The 16,147-nt window shown below is 43.7% G+C and carries 18 protein-coding genes and 4 tRNA genes; 10 read left to right on the top strand and 12 right to left on the bottom strand.

Annotated elements, in window-relative coordinates; genetic code table 11:
- The first annotated feature begins 50 nt into the window (after window positions 1-50).
- The 3 genes from N746_RS0107215 (at window position 51) to N746_RS0107225 (ending at window position 3,273) form a co-directional block, all read left to right on the top strand.
- Window positions 51-2,084, top strand: coding sequence for a TonB-dependent receptor domain-containing protein (locus N746_RS0107215; protein WP_029935281.1), 2,034 nt, complete (start codon window positions 51-53; stop codon window positions 2,082-2,084).
- A 70-nt stretch (window positions 2,085-2,154) separates the two neighbouring features.
- Window positions 2,155-2,772: an SCO family protein gene (locus tag N746_RS0107220; protein ID WP_029935283.1), complete on the top strand. Its 618-nt coding sequence runs from the start codon at window positions 2,155-2,157 to the stop codon at window positions 2,770-2,772.
- A 12-nt stretch (window positions 2,773-2,784) separates the two neighbouring features.
- Window positions 2,785-3,273, top strand: a complete 489-nt coding sequence (locus tag N746_RS0107225; protein WP_029935285.1) for a copper chaperone PCu(A)C — start codon at window positions 2,785-2,787, stop codon at window positions 3,271-3,273.
- Here the strand turns inward: N746_RS0107225 and N746_RS0107230 are convergent, their stop codons facing one another.
- Entirely contained in the window at window positions 3,274-3,585 is a 312-nt protein-coding gene (locus N746_RS0107230) for a YqfO family protein (protein ID WP_029935287.1), read from the bottom strand. It lies immediately after the preceding gene.
- Between the two features lie 65 nt (window positions 3,586-3,650).
- Between N746_RS0107230 and N746_RS0107235 the strand changes: the two genes are divergently transcribed.
- Window positions 3,651-3,944 (top strand): hypothetical protein, encoded by a 294-nt coding sequence (locus N746_RS0107235; RefSeq protein WP_169735998.1) that lies wholly within the window; start codon window positions 3,651-3,653, stop codon window positions 3,942-3,944.
- A gap of 114 nt (window positions 3,945-4,058) precedes the next feature.
- Here N746_RS0107235 and N746_RS0107240 read toward each other — a convergent pair whose 3' ends face one another.
- The 3 genes from N746_RS0107240 to N746_RS0107250 form a co-directional block, all read right to left on the bottom strand.
- Complete coding sequence (locus tag N746_RS0107240) at window positions 4,059-5,279, bottom strand: methyl-accepting chemotaxis protein (protein ID WP_029935291.1); 1,221 nt, start codon at window positions 5,277-5,279, stop codon at window positions 4,059-4,061.
- Between the two features lie 69 nt (window positions 5,280-5,348).
- Window positions 5,349-6,473: a protein-glutamate methylesterase/protein-glutamine glutaminase gene (locus N746_RS0107245; RefSeq protein WP_029935293.1), complete on the bottom strand. Its 1,125-nt coding sequence runs from the start codon at window positions 6,471-6,473 to the stop codon at window positions 5,349-5,351.
- A 51-nt stretch (window positions 6,474-6,524) separates the two neighbouring features.
- Window positions 6,525-7,352 carry a CheR family methyltransferase gene (locus tag N746_RS0107250; RefSeq protein ID WP_029935295.1) on the bottom strand — a complete coding sequence of 276 codons (828 nt, stop codon included), beginning with the start codon at window positions 7,350-7,352 and terminating at the stop codon, window positions 6,525-6,527.
- A 96-nt stretch (window positions 7,353-7,448) separates the two neighbouring features.
- Between N746_RS0107250 and N746_RS0107255 the strand changes: the two genes are divergently transcribed.
- From N746_RS0107255 to N746_RS0107275, 5 genes are all read left to right on the top strand, one after another.
- On the top strand, window positions 7,449-8,489 hold the full coding sequence (locus tag N746_RS0107255) for a flagellar hook-length control protein FliK (protein WP_029935297.1): 1,041 nt from the start codon (window positions 7,449-7,451) through the stop codon (window positions 8,487-8,489).
- A gap of 168 nt (window positions 8,490-8,657) precedes the next feature.
- Window positions 8,658-9,017, top strand: coding sequence for a response regulator (locus N746_RS0107260; protein WP_029935299.1), 360 nt, complete (start codon window positions 8,658-8,660; stop codon window positions 9,015-9,017).
- Window positions 9,018-9,052: 35 nt separating this feature from the next.
- A complete protein-coding gene (locus N746_RS0107265) occupies window positions 9,053-9,328 on the top strand; it encodes an STAS domain-containing protein (protein ID WP_029935301.1) in 276 nt (91 codons plus the stop codon).
- Between the two features lie 16 nt (window positions 9,329-9,344).
- The gene (locus N746_RS0107270; protein WP_029935303.1) at window positions 9,345-9,656 is read left to right on the top strand and encodes an EscU/YscU/HrcU family type III secretion system export apparatus switch protein; all 312 of its coding nucleotides are present in this window, start codon (window positions 9,345-9,347) and stop codon (window positions 9,654-9,656) included.
- A 69-nt stretch (window positions 9,657-9,725) separates the two neighbouring features.
- A tRNA-Pro gene (locus tag N746_RS0107275) sits at window positions 9,726-9,802 on the top strand.
- A gap of 324 nt (window positions 9,803-10,126) precedes the next feature.
- Here the strand turns inward: N746_RS0107275 and N746_RS0107280 are convergent.
- The 3 genes from N746_RS0107280 to N746_RS0107290 all read right to left on the bottom strand — a co-directional run bounded on the left by N746_RS0107280 (window position 10,127) and on the right by N746_RS0107290 (window position 10,433).
- Window positions 10,127-10,202 (bottom strand) — tRNA-His (locus N746_RS0107280).
- Window positions 10,203-10,230: 28 nt separating this feature from the next.
- Window positions 10,231-10,307 (bottom strand) — tRNA-Arg (locus tag N746_RS0107285).
- Between the two features lie 48 nt (window positions 10,308-10,355).
- A tRNA-Pro gene (locus tag N746_RS0107290) sits at window positions 10,356-10,433 on the bottom strand.
- Window positions 10,434-10,607: 174 nt separating this feature from the next.
- Here N746_RS0107290 and folD point away from each other — a divergent pair.
- A complete protein-coding gene (gene folD / locus N746_RS0107295; RefSeq protein ID WP_029935305.1) occupies window positions 10,608-11,456 on the top strand; it encodes a bifunctional methylenetetrahydrofolate dehydrogenase/methenyltetrahydrofolate cyclohydrolase FolD in 849 nt (282 codons plus the stop codon).
- A gap of 40 nt (window positions 11,457-11,496) precedes the next feature.
- On the opposite strand, the gene N746_RS0107300 is transcribed toward folD, so the two are convergent.
- From N746_RS0107300 to tmk, 5 genes are read right to left on the bottom strand one after another with little or no spacing between them, the layout of a single operon-like run.
- Window positions 11,497-11,922: a hypothetical protein gene (locus N746_RS0107300; RefSeq protein ID WP_029935307.1), complete on the bottom strand. Its 426-nt coding sequence runs from the start codon at window positions 11,920-11,922 to the stop codon at window positions 11,497-11,499.
- 24 nt (window positions 11,923-11,946) lie between these two features.
- On the bottom strand, window positions 11,947-13,749 hold the full coding sequence (locus tag N746_RS0107305) for an ABC transporter ATP-binding protein (RefSeq protein WP_051678574.1): 1,803 nt from the start codon (window positions 13,747-13,749) through the stop codon (window positions 11,947-11,949).
- Window positions 13,750-14,532: a TatD family hydrolase gene (locus N746_RS0107310; RefSeq protein WP_029935311.1), complete on the bottom strand. Its 783-nt coding sequence runs from the start codon at window positions 14,530-14,532 to the stop codon at window positions 13,750-13,752.
- Window positions 14,529-15,497: a DNA polymerase III subunit delta' gene (gene holB, locus N746_RS0107315; RefSeq protein WP_029935313.1), complete on the bottom strand. Its 969-nt coding sequence runs from the start codon at window positions 15,495-15,497 to the stop codon at window positions 14,529-14,531. The genes N746_RS0107310 and holB overlap by 4 nt, the downstream gene beginning before the upstream one ends.
- Entirely contained in the window at window positions 15,494-16,120 is a 627-nt protein-coding gene (gene tmk / locus N746_RS0107320; protein WP_029935315.1) for a dTMP kinase, read from the bottom strand. The genes holB and tmk overlap by 4 nt, the downstream gene beginning before the upstream one ends.
- Between the last annotated feature and the right edge of the window lie 27 nt (window positions 16,121-16,147).

Consider the following 16,147-nt stretch of genomic DNA (forward strand, 5'->3'; position numbering starts at 1 on the left):
AGCTTTCTAGAATAGACGCACTATTTTAATTGTCATCTCAAAGGATAATAATGAAACAACGTCTCGTTACATTAGCCGTATTATCGGCACTGTCTTATCAAGCTCACGCCGCGACTTTAATGCCTATTCAAGTTAAAGCGGATGTTCAGTCTGAAACCGTTGAACTTTCTGAGAGCTTGAAACAATCGGGTAATACGGAAGCCGGTTCGGTGCTTCGTCAATTTTCAGGTGTAGAAGCTCAGCGATTAGGCGGCATTGGCTTGGATATCCTGATTCGCGGACAAGGCCAATCGGCCGTCAATATTTTAATTGATGGCGGTAAAATTGAAGGTGGCTGTCCGAATCGCATGGACCCGCCAACTCATTACACCGAACTATCGAGCTTCGACAAAATTACGGTTCTAAAGGGCGTGCAATCTTTACAATATGGTGTCGGTGGTACCGCGGGTACCTTGTTATTGGAACGTGACAAGCCAGAGTTTGAAGACGGCAAAGCCTACAAGGGTGAAGTCTATGCCGCGACCAACTCGAACGGTTTGACACAAGATGTCGGCGCCGAAGTAGCAGTTGGCAACGACCAAATGTACATGGTATTACAAGGCTCGAATAAATCCGCTGATGATTATAAAGATGGCAATGGCGATGATGTGCGAGCCAGCTACGAAACCCAACAAGGTCATATTGATTTAGGTTGGACCCCGTCTGAAGATCATCATGTCAAACTTTCGCATGAAACATCAAATACCCAAGATGCCTTATATCAAGGTTCGAGCATGGATGCGCCTAAATCTAACGGAAGCATGACGCGCTTAAGTTATGAGGGAAAAAACTTTAGCGGCCCAGTGAATGAAGTCGCAGTATCGGCGTATCAATCGAAAGTCGAACACGTGATGGATAACTTTAGTTTGCGTACGGCCCCTTCCGCCACAATGTGGATGGAAACCCCAACTGAGGTTAATACTCAGGGCGCCAAGATAAAGCTCACCTCTAACCTCAACCAAACCCGTTTAGATTATGGCTTGATGCTACAAACCATGGAAAAAGATGCGATACTTTATAATCGTGCGCCGACTTCACCCCAATACAATAACTCTCAGTATTTAATGTGGCCCAACACCTTAACTGAGCAGAACAGCCTATTTGCCGAGGCCAATACGGCGTTATCCAATAGCCAAAACTTAATGTATGGCGTGCGCATTGATCAAGTGACCGCACAGGCTAAAGATGCTAATCAAGCACCGGATAACACAATGATGGCACCTCAGCCACGTACGCCCATTGATCTATATGATGCCGCTTATGCTGATTACTCAGGTGATACTAAAATTGATGAAACCAATTGGAATGGCTTGATTCGTTATGAACAAACACTCAGCTCTTCATTAGCTTGGTTTGGTGGCTTAAGCCTCACCACTCGCACCGCGGATGAAACCGAACGTTTTATGGCGCGCGATACCTGGACAGGTAACCCAGACTTAAACCCAGAAAAACACATGCAAATCGATCTAGGTCTAAGTCAGCAAGCTCATGCTTTTAATTGGTCAGCCAATATTTATTATGACCAGGTAACCGATTATATCTTGAGAGATAAAGCGGCAAATCAAACAGAAATCACCAATTCTGGTGAAGGTTACGTCAATGTCGATGCGGTGATTTATGGTGCCGAATTCGACTGGGGTTATCAGCTTAACCAGGCCTGGTTATTAGGCGGCAACCTGGCCTTAGCCAAAGGTCGCAATACCACGGATGATCGCAACCTAAGCAATATGGCGCCAGTTAACGGTCAAATTAATGCGCGCTATGAACGTGAAGTTTGGTATGCCGGTTCGCGCTTTAATTTTGCCAGCGAGCAAACAGAAGTAAATACCCTTTATGCTGAAGAAAAGGCGCCGGCTTGGAGTACCTTAGATGTGTTTGGTGGCTACAGCCTAAATAAAACCTTCCAGATACAAGCTGGCGTAGATAACCTACTTGACCACGCCTATTTCACCCATGTTAACCGGACCGACTCCTTTACCGGAGAAAGCTACAAAGTTATGGAACCAGGCCGTAACATTTGGGCTCGCGTGGCCGCGAAGTTTTAGTAGAATAGCTTAATAAAGCGACTATTATTTTAATGAGCCCGCAAAAGCGGGCTTTTGCGTGGAGAGAACCATGAATCAAACTAAGCTCAATCGAGCCTTTTTAATTTTGCTCTTAGCCTTTGGCGTATTTTTGGCGGGCAGTTACGCGTTAGTTTATACACTCAAACCTGACAACACTCACTCCAGTGCCAACCAAATTCCGATGGAAGCGCCCACTGGCGGTGATTTTAGGCTAACCTCGCTAAATGGTGAGGTGGCGTTATCAGACTTTAACGGAAAAGTGGTATTTGTGTATTTCGGTTATACCTTCTGTCCCGATATTTGCCCTACCAATTTGGCACAGATTTCGATGGCTTATCGTCAACTATCGGATGAACAAAAACAAAACTTACAAATTTTGTTCGTCTCGGTCGATCCTGAACGTGATACGCCGGAACGTTTACAAGAATATGTCAATTATTTTGATGCCAACATGATTGGTTTAACCGGTTCGAAACAAAAAATTGACGAAATTGCACAACGTTATGGAGTTGTGTACCAAAAAGTCGAGGGCGATGTAGAAAACTATGCGGTTGATCATTCGGCCTTTACTTATGTAATTGCACCAAATGGTGAACTCAAGCAGCAATTACCGCATGCAAGTGATCCTCAACAGTTTATTGAAGCTCTTAACCGCTATTCACTTTAAATGGAGATATTTATGTTTAAACGCCACACAATTTTAGCTATCGCTCTACTCAGCAGCCTAATCGGCTTTAACGCCATGGCAAACCAAGCGGCTGACCTTGAAATTGAAAACCCATTCGTACGTGAAATGCCACCAACGGCTCCTGCTACTGGTGCGTTTATGACGATGATTAATAGCTCAGATCAGGATATTGCCATTGTCAGCGCAAAGTCAGACGCGGCTAAAACAGTCGAGTTGCACACTCATACGCACGATAATGGTGTTATGCGCATGCGTGAAATCCCAAAAATTCTAGTGCCCGCGATGGGACAAGCCGAGCTAAAACCAGGCGGATTACACATTATGCTAATCAACCCAACTCGTGCTTTAAAAGAAGGTGACGAGGTTCGCATTGTGGTGACCTTAAAAGACGGTTCCGAACAAGAAATTATCGCGCCGGTACGTAAAATCATGGGCATGGGTCAACATAAAGGCATGGGCCACGGCATGAAAAACATGTAATTAAAATGCCTCTAGCTTAATCACTTCATAAGCAGGCTCTTCATACGGATGAGCCTGCTTTAATGCTTCAATCACGGCCATCACACATTCTGAATCGACCAAAGTCTCAACGCGATATTCCACCACCCTTTCCAACTGATTTTGTTTACCAATATAAGGCTGACTGCCCTTTAATGGTCTAAACTGACCTTCACCCTTCGCTTGCCAAGCACATTGATCGTAATCGCCTTGATGACCCGCTCCTGCTTTAAATATGGCCGCTTTTACAGGCTCTACCGTCGACTCGGGTACAAAAAAGATTAACTTATACATAAAAACCTGCCTTTTAGTGCAGAAACTTCACTAAAATAACCTCGATATTAAATCAAAGGTGTTCTATGAAATTAACGGCTATGAAAAAATTACTGATTACATATTTTGTAATCTTACTGCTAGGTATTGCCTCTTATACAACAGGGGTTGTTTATTATGCAAACATTGCCGGCTTTATTGGTGCGGTTGGTTTGATGCTGGTGTTCTTTAAAGACCGCCCAGATTTTGAAGCCGAGTCAGCTGAAGCCTTGGCAGAGAAAAAAATGCGTCGACTATGGTATATCACCTTTGGTACGGGCATTTTATTCAGCTTAATTTTTGGCAGCCTCTGGAATCACCAAATGGGCGGCATGATTTAAAACGTTTTTTGACTTTTAAATGAGTCATAAAAAAGCCCCGATCATGAATGGCTGCGATTACATCGTAACTTTTCATTCGGGGCTTTTCTTTTTTTAACCACCAGGCCTGGTAGGTTAGAACATTTCGATCTCACCTTCGTCCATCGTGCCGGTACTTACTCGACGCATACGCTTGCCTTCAATTTCTTGACGTTCGGCATGCATGGTCTGTCTAAACTCTTCTAAACGTTCTTTATACTCATGCGCTGAAGAAGCTGGATTTTCTTTACTTTCTTCTAGGTACTGGTTAATTTGACGCGAGAAACTGCTTAAGTTTTCTAGGTGGTTCATAACCTGTTCAACCAACTGACGCACGATGTCTTCAAATTGCAACGAACGCACGGCATTTGAGACGCTATGCTCAATCCCACTGATAATTCCGGACACATCACTTAACTTAGTCGAAATTGTTTTATTCATAGACTCAAGATCACCCAGCATGTCATTCACACGCGCTTGTGAGGTAGAAGCTTGCTCCATGTCTTTACTTGCCATTTCACTTACAATTCCGCGCACCTGGTCAACCGTATGACGTGCTTTTTGAGCCTTCAGACGAATCTGTTCGTTTAACTGATTAGAGTTTAGTGATAACTTACGCACCTCGTCCGCAACCACTGCAAATCCTCGACCAGCTTCACCTGCTCGAGCCGCTTCAATCGCGGCATTCAATGCCAATAGGTTGGTTTGATCCGCAATACCTTTGACATCTTCCAGCAAGGTGAAAATGGCTTCGATTTGCGCCACCATGTCATCAATTTTGGTCATGGTTTGATTACTACGCTTACTGCCGTTAGTAATCATATCAATCAACTGTTGTAAAACCTGCTTAGTTTCGCCTGAGAACTTCTCGATACTCATACCCTCACCTGTGCCGCCTAAGTTGGCCAACAAAGATAATACAAGTTGATACTGTTCATTCGTTTGAGAGTGCAGTCCGGTGAAACTGGTGTTTAAGGTATCAATCGCTTCTGCTACCAAATCTTTTACTTGCAACAATTCAGTCCGTACTACATCTACTTCTTCATCAATTACAGCGTCCACGTCACTCATAATCAACTGCAACGAACCACCGGATTCACGCACACTGACCATCGGCTCAGCCTGCTGACGTGCCTGAATTTTTGCAATACCTGAATCTGAAACATTTCGTGTATTAGTTAATATTAAGCGCGTCCAAACCAATGAAATAATCAGCGCAACAATCATCGGCATATATGGGATATCAAGCCACATTAAGCTAATGCCTACTAGAGTGACTAGCCAAGCTGGCCAATAAAGTTTGATAATTTGAAACATGCGATGAATTCCTTCCGCTTATTGCATTTGGTGTTGAATTGTAGTGGATATAAGCACGCTTTGTGCCATTTATTTCGTTACGAGGTCTAAAATAACTTTAGCGATTTTGTCCAAAGGCAAGATTTGATCGGCCGCTCCTAACTTAACGGCTTCGCCCGGCATGCCCCATACAACACTGGTTTTTTGATCCTGAGCAATGGTTGGCGAACCCGATTGTTGAATTTCCTGAAGACCGAGGGCACCATCGGCCCCCATACCTGTCAATATAACTCCAACCGCATTGATACCCACATTTTGCGCGACCGAACGGAACATAACATCCACCGATGGCTTATGTCGATTAACCGGAGACCCGTCGTTTAATCGACATATATAACGCGCGCCATCACGCTCAACCAGTAAATGCTTTCCTCCAGGTGCAACATAAACATGACCCGGCAATATTTGCTGGCGGTCTTTGGCTTCCATCACCGTCATTTGCGAAACTGAATCCATACGAACTGCAAACGGGCCACTAAATGCGGCCGGAATATGCTGTGAAATAACAATGCCAGGGCAAGAAGCCGGCATGCGCATTAGAACTTCTTTAATCGCCTCTGTACCACCAGTAGACGCACCTATCGCAATAATCTTCTCCGTCGTTTTAAAATGACGTGCCGGTGAAGAAAGTGGTTTGATAATCGCATCGGCACTATATTTTTCACTAGGGCGAGAAGCAGGAAGAACTTCAACCTTAGGGTGGGATTGCTGATTCGCCACATATCGGGCATATTGACGCTCTAAACTGGATCGAGACACTCTTGCGGCCGCTTTCACCTTTTGACAAATTTCTTCACCATATTGTTCAAACGTATGCGCCAAATCTATTTTAGGCTTGGTAACAAAATCAATTGCTCCCAATTCCATCGCCTGCAAGGTAACATCGGCCCCTTTCTCTGTAAGCGATGACACCATCACTACCGGCATGGGGTGCAAGCGCATTAAATTGCGTAAAAAGCTCACACCATCCATACGCGGCATCTCAACATCCAGTGTTAAAACATCCGGACGGTGCTCTTTAATCATATCTCTAGCCACATAAGGATCAGACGCGGCACCCACAACCTCAATAGCCGAATCACTTTCTAGCATGGCTTGCAACATCTGACGAACTAAAGCCGAATCATCAACAATTAGTACTTTTATCCTTTCCATAACTTTACTTTCCTTTTACGCCACGCTTAACTCTAGTTCATAAGACATAGTTCAACGCAGTTTTCGGTAAACCGTTTGGCCAAGTAATTCAAAGCGATCACATACCTTATACAAAGACTCTGAGTGCCCAATAAACAAATGACCTTCTTCTTGTAGCAAGTCCGCGTAACGATTAAAGAGCTTACTCTGCGTAGGTTTATCAAAATAAATCACCACATTTCGGCAAAAAATAACATCAATCTTGTCACGAATAGGCCATTCATTCATTAAATTTATCTGACCAAAATCAATAATTTGTTGCAACTCAGGCTTTACTTTTACAAATCCCGATCGCTCACCACTGCCTTTTAAAAACCAACGTTTTTTTCTTGCTTCCGATACGCCTTTTAAACGTTCAATGTTGTATACACCTCGTTGTGCGGTTTCAACAACCGTGGTATCCAAATCCGTTGCCAAAACACGAGCATCCCAGCCCGCCGGCACAGTCTCTTTCAACACAACAGCTAATGAATAGGGTTCCTCACCAGTGGAACAACCTGCCGACCAAATACGAATTTTTTTGCTGGCCTTGTTTTTTGCCAATAAATGCGGAATAACATTATTTGCCAAATATTCAAAGTGATGGTTTTCTCTAAAAAAGAAGGTTAGGTTCGTTGTGATGGCGTTAATCAAATTAACGAATTCTTCCTCACCCACTTCTTCAACATAATCTAAATATTCACTGAAACGGTTCATTTGTAAAAACCGAATACGCTTAGCTAATCGGTTGTATACCAAATTCTTTTTAGACTCATTTAAATCAATACCCGCAAAGTCATAAACCATTGACTTAACGCGTTTAAAATCCTTGTCACTAAAGTCAAATTCATTTACGCTCATAGCCGAGTATTCCTTCGTAAAGAGTCCATAAGTTTCAGCGTAAAACTAACCACGCTGTATTCATAATTATATTTTAAACCAAACGCAGCTTAGACTATGTCCAAAATTCAAGGCAATTTGCCCCCAAGCTCTAGTTTAAAGCTTAACGCCTCAACACCAGTGGCTTTAAATCTTTTAAAGCCACTAATTGGTCAAACGGTGAGCGTGCAAGTTATTAAGGTAAGCTCAGATCATGTTAGCTTAAATCTGGGAGGGCAAACCTTACAGGCTCAAACCCAACTGAACCTAAAACCCAACGACCAATTACGTGTCAACGTACAAGAGCATCAAGGCCAGATACGCCTGCAAATTCAATCTAATAATAACGCAGTCGACCTTAGTAAAACGCATTTACGCCAACTGCTACCACAACAAAGCCCTATTCAACAGACCCTAAACTTTCTGTCACAGCCACAGTTTCTTCAACAATTGCCGCCCATTATTCAAGGTCAAATCAGCGCTATCTTAGACCAACTATTAAAACCTAACAGCCATTTCAATGCTAAAAACATTCAACAAGCACTGATAAATAGCGGAATCTTACTTGAAAACAAACTCAGTTCAAAAAATAACTCTTTTCAGTCAACCCAATCCGATCTTAAAGGTCAATTGATTAAACTGCAACAAAGCCTACAACCGCTCGCAGCTCAATCCAAAAACCCAAACATTACGCAAGCACTTACGCTAGTTAATCAAAGCATTAATAAAATCACACTAAATCAACTGCACTTTCTCGACAATGCGTCAATATTAACCAACCTTCCCTTACAACTGCCTCACCAAGTTGGTGCCATCACACTAGAAATTAGAAACAAAGTAGACAAAGAAAAGTCTCACTGGGAAGTCATCTTGCAAATTTCAGTGCAAGAAGCAGACGACGTGACTTGCAAATTAAGCCTTAAAAATGACGATCAACTCGACTGTTACTTCCATACAGAGTACAAAATGCTTGCCAACCAAATACAACAAGCCTTTCCTACTTTGCGAGAAATGTTTAACCAAGCCGGATTGGCATTAAACCTGCTTGAGTTAAGTATTGTAAAACCTAGCTTTAGCGCAAACACCCAACAAGTCGGTTTGATCGACATTAAAGTTTAATAAAAGCTAGCAAAAAAGCTAGCCTCAGCGGAGTTTTCAGTGCTTAAGACGAGCATTTAAGATAATAGGAATAAGCGGCTTTTAAACATATCCATTTTACAGCCGCTATAATTACGCGTAAAATCACTCACAATTAATTTCAAACTTTAAAGAATAGAGAGAAAGACAATGTCAAAAATCTTAGCAGTTGACGATTCTAAATCAATGCGTCAAATGGTTAGTATGTCTCTTAAATCAGCCGGCCACGATGTTACTGAAGCGGAGGATGGTGCGGTTGCATTGGATATCGCTAAACGCGAACAGTTCGATTTAGTTGTCACCGACATCAACATGCCAAACATGAATGGTATTGAACTCATTGGTGAGCTAAGAGCCATGCCAAACTACAAGTTTACCCCTATCTTGTGTCTAACCACCGAGTCATCCGGTGACATGAAAACAAAAGGCAAAGATGCGGGCGCAACTGGCTGGATTGTGAAACCTTTCAGTCCTGAAAAATTGCTATCTGTGATTGGTCGCGTACTATAAACATTATTGCAATTAAGCATTAAGGAGCCTGTATTATGAGCAGCCAAGTTACTCTTCCAGAAAATCTAACGATTCATCACATTAATGACCACTTTGCCGAACTTAAGCAAAGTGTGGTCTCTGAAAATGAGAGCGTGGTATTTGATGCAGGCCAAATTGATTCGATTGATACCTCCGGCTTACAAATGTTGCTAGCCTTGGTAGAAAACTTAAAGTCTCGCCAAGTGCCATTTGACTGGCAAAACGTCAACAACACTCTTAAAGATAACGCCCTTAACATCGGCCTAGTTTCCCAGCTTCAGCTGCAATAATACTTAAGGAAGGACGGTGTCGGATAAACGCAGTTTAAAAGACACTTTTGCTGTCAGCCTGGAGTATTCCGGTGACAGTGCGCCTCGAGTTACGGCAAAAGGAGCTGGGCACTTAGCCCAACAAATCGTAGATCTCGCCAAGCAACACAACATTCCTATTACTCAAAATGCCGAGCTTACCGAACTACTCAGTCAAGTTGAATTGAATGAACAGGTGCCGCCTGCTCTATATGAAGCCGTTGCGCAAGTTTTAGTGTTCGCTTACCAGTTAAGTGGCAAGTCTCTACCTAACAACTCCCCCACGACACCCCCTACTAACAATTTATAAAATAAACACAATTAAGCCTCTCAAGCTGCTTGCTTCAACTTCAAAAACCGCTATAATCTACAGCTTGTTCGGGGCATGGCTCAGCCTGGTAGAGCACCGTCATGGGGTGGCGGGGGTCGAAGGTTCAAATCCTTCTGTCCCGACCAATTTTTACAAAAATTCAATGAATTATTCAATCCAGTCTAAAAAAAACAACATAACACCAATCTCGTTTTTAGAAAACATCTTCACTTTCTATAAAAAAGCATAAGCCGCCTAATGACTTCGCTAATATATATTTGGCTTTTCTTAACATATAAACAAGCAAACTCTAAAAAATTTCACGCCAAGCCTTTCCATGTTCCTATAATCAGTACACTAGGGGTAATAATAGAAGCGACAAAATGAGCTTTTAGGTGGAAATTGCGACTAACACAAAATAAATAAAAAAGATAAGGAATTGTAATAAAAGGAAAAAGATGGGGTAAAGATGGGGTGACCGACGGGGATCGAACCCGCGACAACAGGAATCACAATCCTGGGCTCTACCAACTGAGCTACGGTCACCATATTGTAAATAAAGCGTATGTTGAATTGGTACGCCCAGCAGGACTCGAACCTGCAACCCTCGCCTTAGAAGGGCGATGCTCTATCCAGTTGAGCTATGGGCGCTCATTCGAACCAAGGGTACTTTCTGACAAGATGTCAGAAAGTGAAATCTGGTCGGAGTGGAGGGATTCGAACCCCCGACCACCTGTACCCAAAACAGGTGCGCTAGCCAGGCTGCGCTACACTCCGAGTATCGACCAACGCATGTTAGATTAGATCTGCCAGTGCGTTAAAAGATGCGCGTATTGTATAGAGCGCCCCGCCGCCTGTCAACTGCGTTATCAAACATTTTACAATAATATTTTATCGTCAAATCGGTTATTATTGTCGACAATTAAACCTGCTTAATATTAAGGGAACATTATGTCTGCTAAAATTTTAGACGGAAAAGCCATTGCTGCTGAACTGCGTGCGAGTATTAAAACAGAAGTAGATCAATTAATTAGCCAAGGCAAACAACGACCAGGCCTGGCGGTCATCCTAGTGGGCGAAAACCCAGCTTCTCAAGTGTATGTGCGCAATAAAAAGAATGCCTGTAAAGAAGCCGGCTTTAATGATTTTGCTTATGATTTACCGGCTACAACTAGCCAAGCAGACTTATTAACGTTAATTGATGAGTTAAATGATCGCAATGATGTACACGGTATCCTCGTACAGCTTCCCCTGCCCGATCACATTGATCCTGAAACGGTAATTGAGAGCATTACACCATCTAAGGACGTAGATGGCTTTCATCCATACAACGTTGGCCGTTTAGCGACTCGTATGACGAAGTTAGCTCCTTGCACCCCGCATGGCGTCATGACCATGCTTTCTAAGACAGGGATTGAGTTGCGTGGTTTAAATGCGGTTGTAGTAGGTGCATCTAATATTGTTGGTGTACCGATGACTTTGGAACTATTAAACGCGCGGGCTACCGTAACAGTTTGCCACAGTGCTACTAAAGACTTGCCAAAGATGGTATCCGAAGCTGATTTGGTGGTCGTAGGTGTTGGAATTCCTGAAATGGTGAAAGGCGAATGGATTAAGCCTGGCGCGATTGTTATTGATGTGGGCATTAACCGCATGGACGATGGCCGTTTATGCGGTGATGTCGAGTTTGCGACCGCTCAACAACGGGCTAGCTGGATTACTCCGGTTCCAGGTGGCGTTGGTCCCATGACTATTGCCACCCTCTTAGAAAACACCTTGCAAGTCGCCAAATCACAATAAGGCTAACTCTTAAGTCCTAAGGCGTTTATAACGCCTAGGGCTATTGAACATCGGCCGCTAAACCCACAAGCAAGTCCCATTGCGATGGTGTCAAAATAGCACGCAGTTGCGTCGCACACTCAACACTCATGGCCACTCGTCGCTGTTCAGCTTTGGAAATCAACTGAATCAACTCCTTCAAATCATCTTGTTCAGGTTCTTTCGAACTTGATAACAGCTCCCACAACTCTTTGCGTAACTCCTTACTGTACAACTCATTATCCTCTCGCTCGGGATTTACATTTGACGATATCTCACGTACTTTCTGAGCTTGATCCGGGGTAATTTCAAGCAATTCGGCATTGGGCAGAACATATGGCATTAGTATCACAACAGGCGTGGCCAAGTTAAATGAACGATCCGCTTGGGCCGACAGACTCCAAACACTCAACATTACCAGAACCACAAACTTCAACTTACTTAGCATTTTTTTACTCCCAGTTAAAAGCGACTAACGATACAAACGGTGATAGGTTCCCTGCATTTGAAGTAGTTCTTCATGATGCCCACTTTCAATAATTCGACCATCTTCAAATACCAAAATACGGTCTGCCTGACGAATCGAACTTAAACGGTGCGCCACAATTAAGGTGGTGCGACCTTCAAAGAAAGGGGCTAGATCTTCGTATAGCTTACGCTCGGTTTCCATATCTAATGCGGAGGTAGCTTCATCCATAATCACCACCTTAGGGTCTTGTAAAATCATACGTGCAATCGCTAAACGTTGTCGCTGCCCCCCGGATAACTTAATCCCGCTACGACCGACCTGTGTATCCAGTTGATGCTCCAAGGCCTTAATAGTTTCATCCAGTTGCGCCATTTCTAGAGCGCGCCAAAGCTGTGATTCGCTGAGATCTCGACCTAAGGTTAAATTAAAGCGCACCGTTTGATTAAACAGCATCGGTGTTTGCAACACCGTGGCAACATGCTCACGTACGACATCATATCCAATTCGTTCAATGGGTTGCTGATTGAAAAAAACGCCACCGGAATCGGGGCGATAAAAGCCTAGCAGCATTTGCACAAGCGTCGTTTTACCACCACCACTTGCACCCACTAGGGCGAGCTTTTCGCCGGCTTGAATTTCAAAACTCAAACCATCCAAAACATACTCGGTTTTACCGGGATAATGAAACTTGAGGTTTTGAACACTGACGGAAACGGCTTGATTAGACTTAAACGGATTCACTTTTGAGGAGTAATATGGCTCTTGCTTTAAATCCAACACACTATTTATACGCTGTAAGCCGGCTGTAGCGGCATTATAGCTATATTGAATCGCCAGCAGTTCTTGTACCGGCCCCATCATGAACCAGAGATAACCAAACACCGCCATCATTTCGCCAATACTAAGTCCTGAAAACACCACCATCAACATACTGACACCGCGAAAGACATCAAACCCAACTAAAAAAATTAAAAATGAAATTCGGCTAGCGGCATCACTTTTCCAGGTAAAACTTTCCGAATGTCGCTTTACATCAAACGCGGTACGATTAATACGCTGGAAAAATGATTTATCTTGATTTGAAGCACGTACTTGCAACAAAGCTTCTAAGGTTTCACTTAAAGCTTGTTGGAACGCGTCCAATGCACTGTTTTCAGACTTTTTAAGCGTTTTAACTTTACGTCCCATACGCATGGTGAAATACACCACCAAAGGGTTCATTAGCAAAATAAACAGAGCCAACTGCCAATGCAACCAAAGCAAAATCAGGGTCATACCAATTAAGCTAAAAACCGCGATAATTAACTTGCCGACTGTCGTGCCTAAAAACGTATCAATAGTATTAACATCGTTTACCAAGGTCGCATTGACCGACCCAGTACCCAAAGTTTCATATTGAGCCATCGACACGCCTTGCACCCGCGCTAACAAATCTCGCCGAATTCGATAAGTAACATCTTTCGAAATCACGGTAAATTGTTGCATCTGCCAAACGCCAAATCCGACTCCTGTTGCACGTAACACAATAGTTAACAACGTCATCGCAGCAATATAATAAAGCGGGCTGTACCAGTTTTCGGGCGCTATGGCTTGTAAACTGGCGACAATCCAAGCTGGCTGATCGAGCAAGACCTCATCCACCAACAAGGGCAATAAAAGTGGTAAAGGCACGGTTGCCAGGGTCGCAAGCAAAGCAATAATATGCGCTTTGATTAACAAAGATTTATGTTGCACAACCAAGTCAAAAATACGTTGCCAGCTATAAGCTTCGCCTTCCACCAGGCCTGGTAGTTGATGGTCTGACATTTAAGAATTTAATCCAAACAAGCGTTCAAAATTTGCTGAAGTCGCCGCCGCCACCTCAGAAAACTCTAAACCGCGCAATTGAGCAATTTCTTCCACCACATAGCGTGTATAAGCGGGTTGATTAGTCTTTCCACGATAAGGAACTGGAGCCAAATAAGGTGAGTCGGTTTCGACTAAAATCCGATCTAAAGGCATCGCCTTCGCTACCGCTTTTAAGTCCGTCGCGTTTTTGAAGGTTACAATCCCCGAGAAAGAAATATAAAAACCTAAATCCATGGCTTGCTGGGCGGTATCTAAATCTTCCACGAAACAGTGCATAATACCGCCAACCTGATCCGCACCCTCTTCGCGTAGAATCTGCAGTACATCTGGCGTCGAGGCGCGGGTATGAATTACTAAAGGCTTGTTTAATTGTTTCGCAATCCGTATATGTTGGCGAAAACGATCATGTTGAAAACTTAAATCTACCTCACTTGGGCTTTGATGAAAGTAATCTAAACCAACCTCACCAATCGCCAACACCTTGGGGTGACTGGCGGCTTGAATAATCTCGTCATCGGTGGCGGTAATCGTGTCATCGCTGCATGGGTGAATGCCGATACTGGCATACACACTTTCGTAACGATCTGCCAAGTCTAAAACTTCTGGCCATTTAGATGGATCAATCGCCACGCACATCATGCGCTCAACCCCATGTTCTTTGGCCTGTTGAAGCACTTTTTCGGTGTTGCCTACCTTGTCTTCCGGTAAAATATTTAAGTGGCAATGTGAATCAATAATCATGCCCATCTCCCTCGTATCCATTCGCCTTGAAAAACCTCCGCTAACGGAACATTTGCTTGATTGGCTTGTAAAAATAACAAGCACAAACTTTCTAATAATAATTCTTTGTTGGCATTCTGTCGCCAGTCTTGTTTGGCTTGCAACAAAGCTTGTTGAAATTGAAACCAGTTGTTATTCAATTCGGCTTGTTGATAAAACGCGCGCCGTATTTCGGTCACACTGGTTAAATAAAATTGATCAAATACTCGCTCGGGTTCTGGCCATTTAAGCCAAGCCGCCACCACTTGTGATACCGATTCCGTGCCGGTTTGCAAGCCTCGCATATTATTTTGCCAACTCTCGTCCTGCTCCCAGCCCTTTTGTTCTAACCACTTCAAAGCCGCTAAGGGCGCACCCCAGTTTAAACGTAAGGCACGTTTCACCAATTGCTCATCGGCGCCCTGTTGGGCCAGCCATGCTTGGCTTTCTTTAATGGGTGGTGCCGTAAAACTCATTTTTTGACAACGACTAATAATTGTCGCGGGTAATCGGCTAACCTGATAAGTGGTTAAGATTAATAAGGTTCGCTCAGGTGGTTCTTCTAGTGTTTTAAGCAAGGCATTAAACGCGGAGGCGTTTAGCCATTCGACTTCTTGCAAAATCGCCACCTTGTAACCACCTTGGTGGGCGGTTTGCATTAAACGCTGAGTAAGCTGCCGAATTTGCTCAACCCCAACTTCTTTTTTACCTTCTAGCACTTCAAGTTGTACAAAGTCGGCATGCGTAGACTCATCAAATTGAATGCACCCCGCACACTGTCCGCAAGGCTTGGTGTGATCTGATTGGCAAAACATGCTTTTGGCCATTTGACGCGCAAATTCGGTTAATCCTAAACCACTTGCACCTGATAGGAGATAAGCATGTCCTACTCGATTAAGCTGAGACTGCCAAAAGTCCCACTGGGTTTGCTGCCAAGGAAAAGTCATGTGTTCACCAAGACGTCAAGTTGGTATTGAATGTGAGCCTGAACCTGATCTAAAGATTGAGCGGCGTCCAACACACAGTAACGCTCCGGGACTTGAGATGCGCGAGTTAAATAAGCTTGGCGAACCTGCTCAAAAAACTCGACCTTTTCTTGTTCAAACCGGTCTATTTCGGCACCACGGTTACGAACACGCTGCATACCGACTTCGACAGGCAAATCAAATACAAAGGTTTGGTTGGGCGCAAACCCTTGCTGCACCCAGTCCTCAATTAACTTGATGCGGTCAAACCCTAAACCACGAGCGGCACCTTGATAGGCATAAGTTGCATCGGTAAAGCGATCGGATACGACCCATTTACCCTCAGCCAAAGCGGGTTTTATCACTTCATCAATATGCTGAGCACGCGCTGCAAACACCAATAATAACTCACATTCAGTCGTCATATTGCTATTGGATTTATCCAGCAATAGTTCGCGGATTTTTTCACTTAACTTGGTGCCGCCGGGCTCACGTGTCACAACAAACGGAATATCATGAGCTTCTAACCAGTCTTTAATAAAGGCCAAGTTGGTAGACTTTCCTGCGCCCTCTCCACCCTCTAAGGTAATAAATTTTCCCGCCATGTGATTCCTTTTTTCGTGACGACTTAT

Source organism: Thiomicrospira pelophila DSM 1534, from assembly GCF_000711195.1.
Classification (GTDB): domain Bacteria; phylum Pseudomonadota; class Gammaproteobacteria; order Thiomicrospirales; family Thiomicrospiraceae; genus Thiomicrospira; species Thiomicrospira pelophila.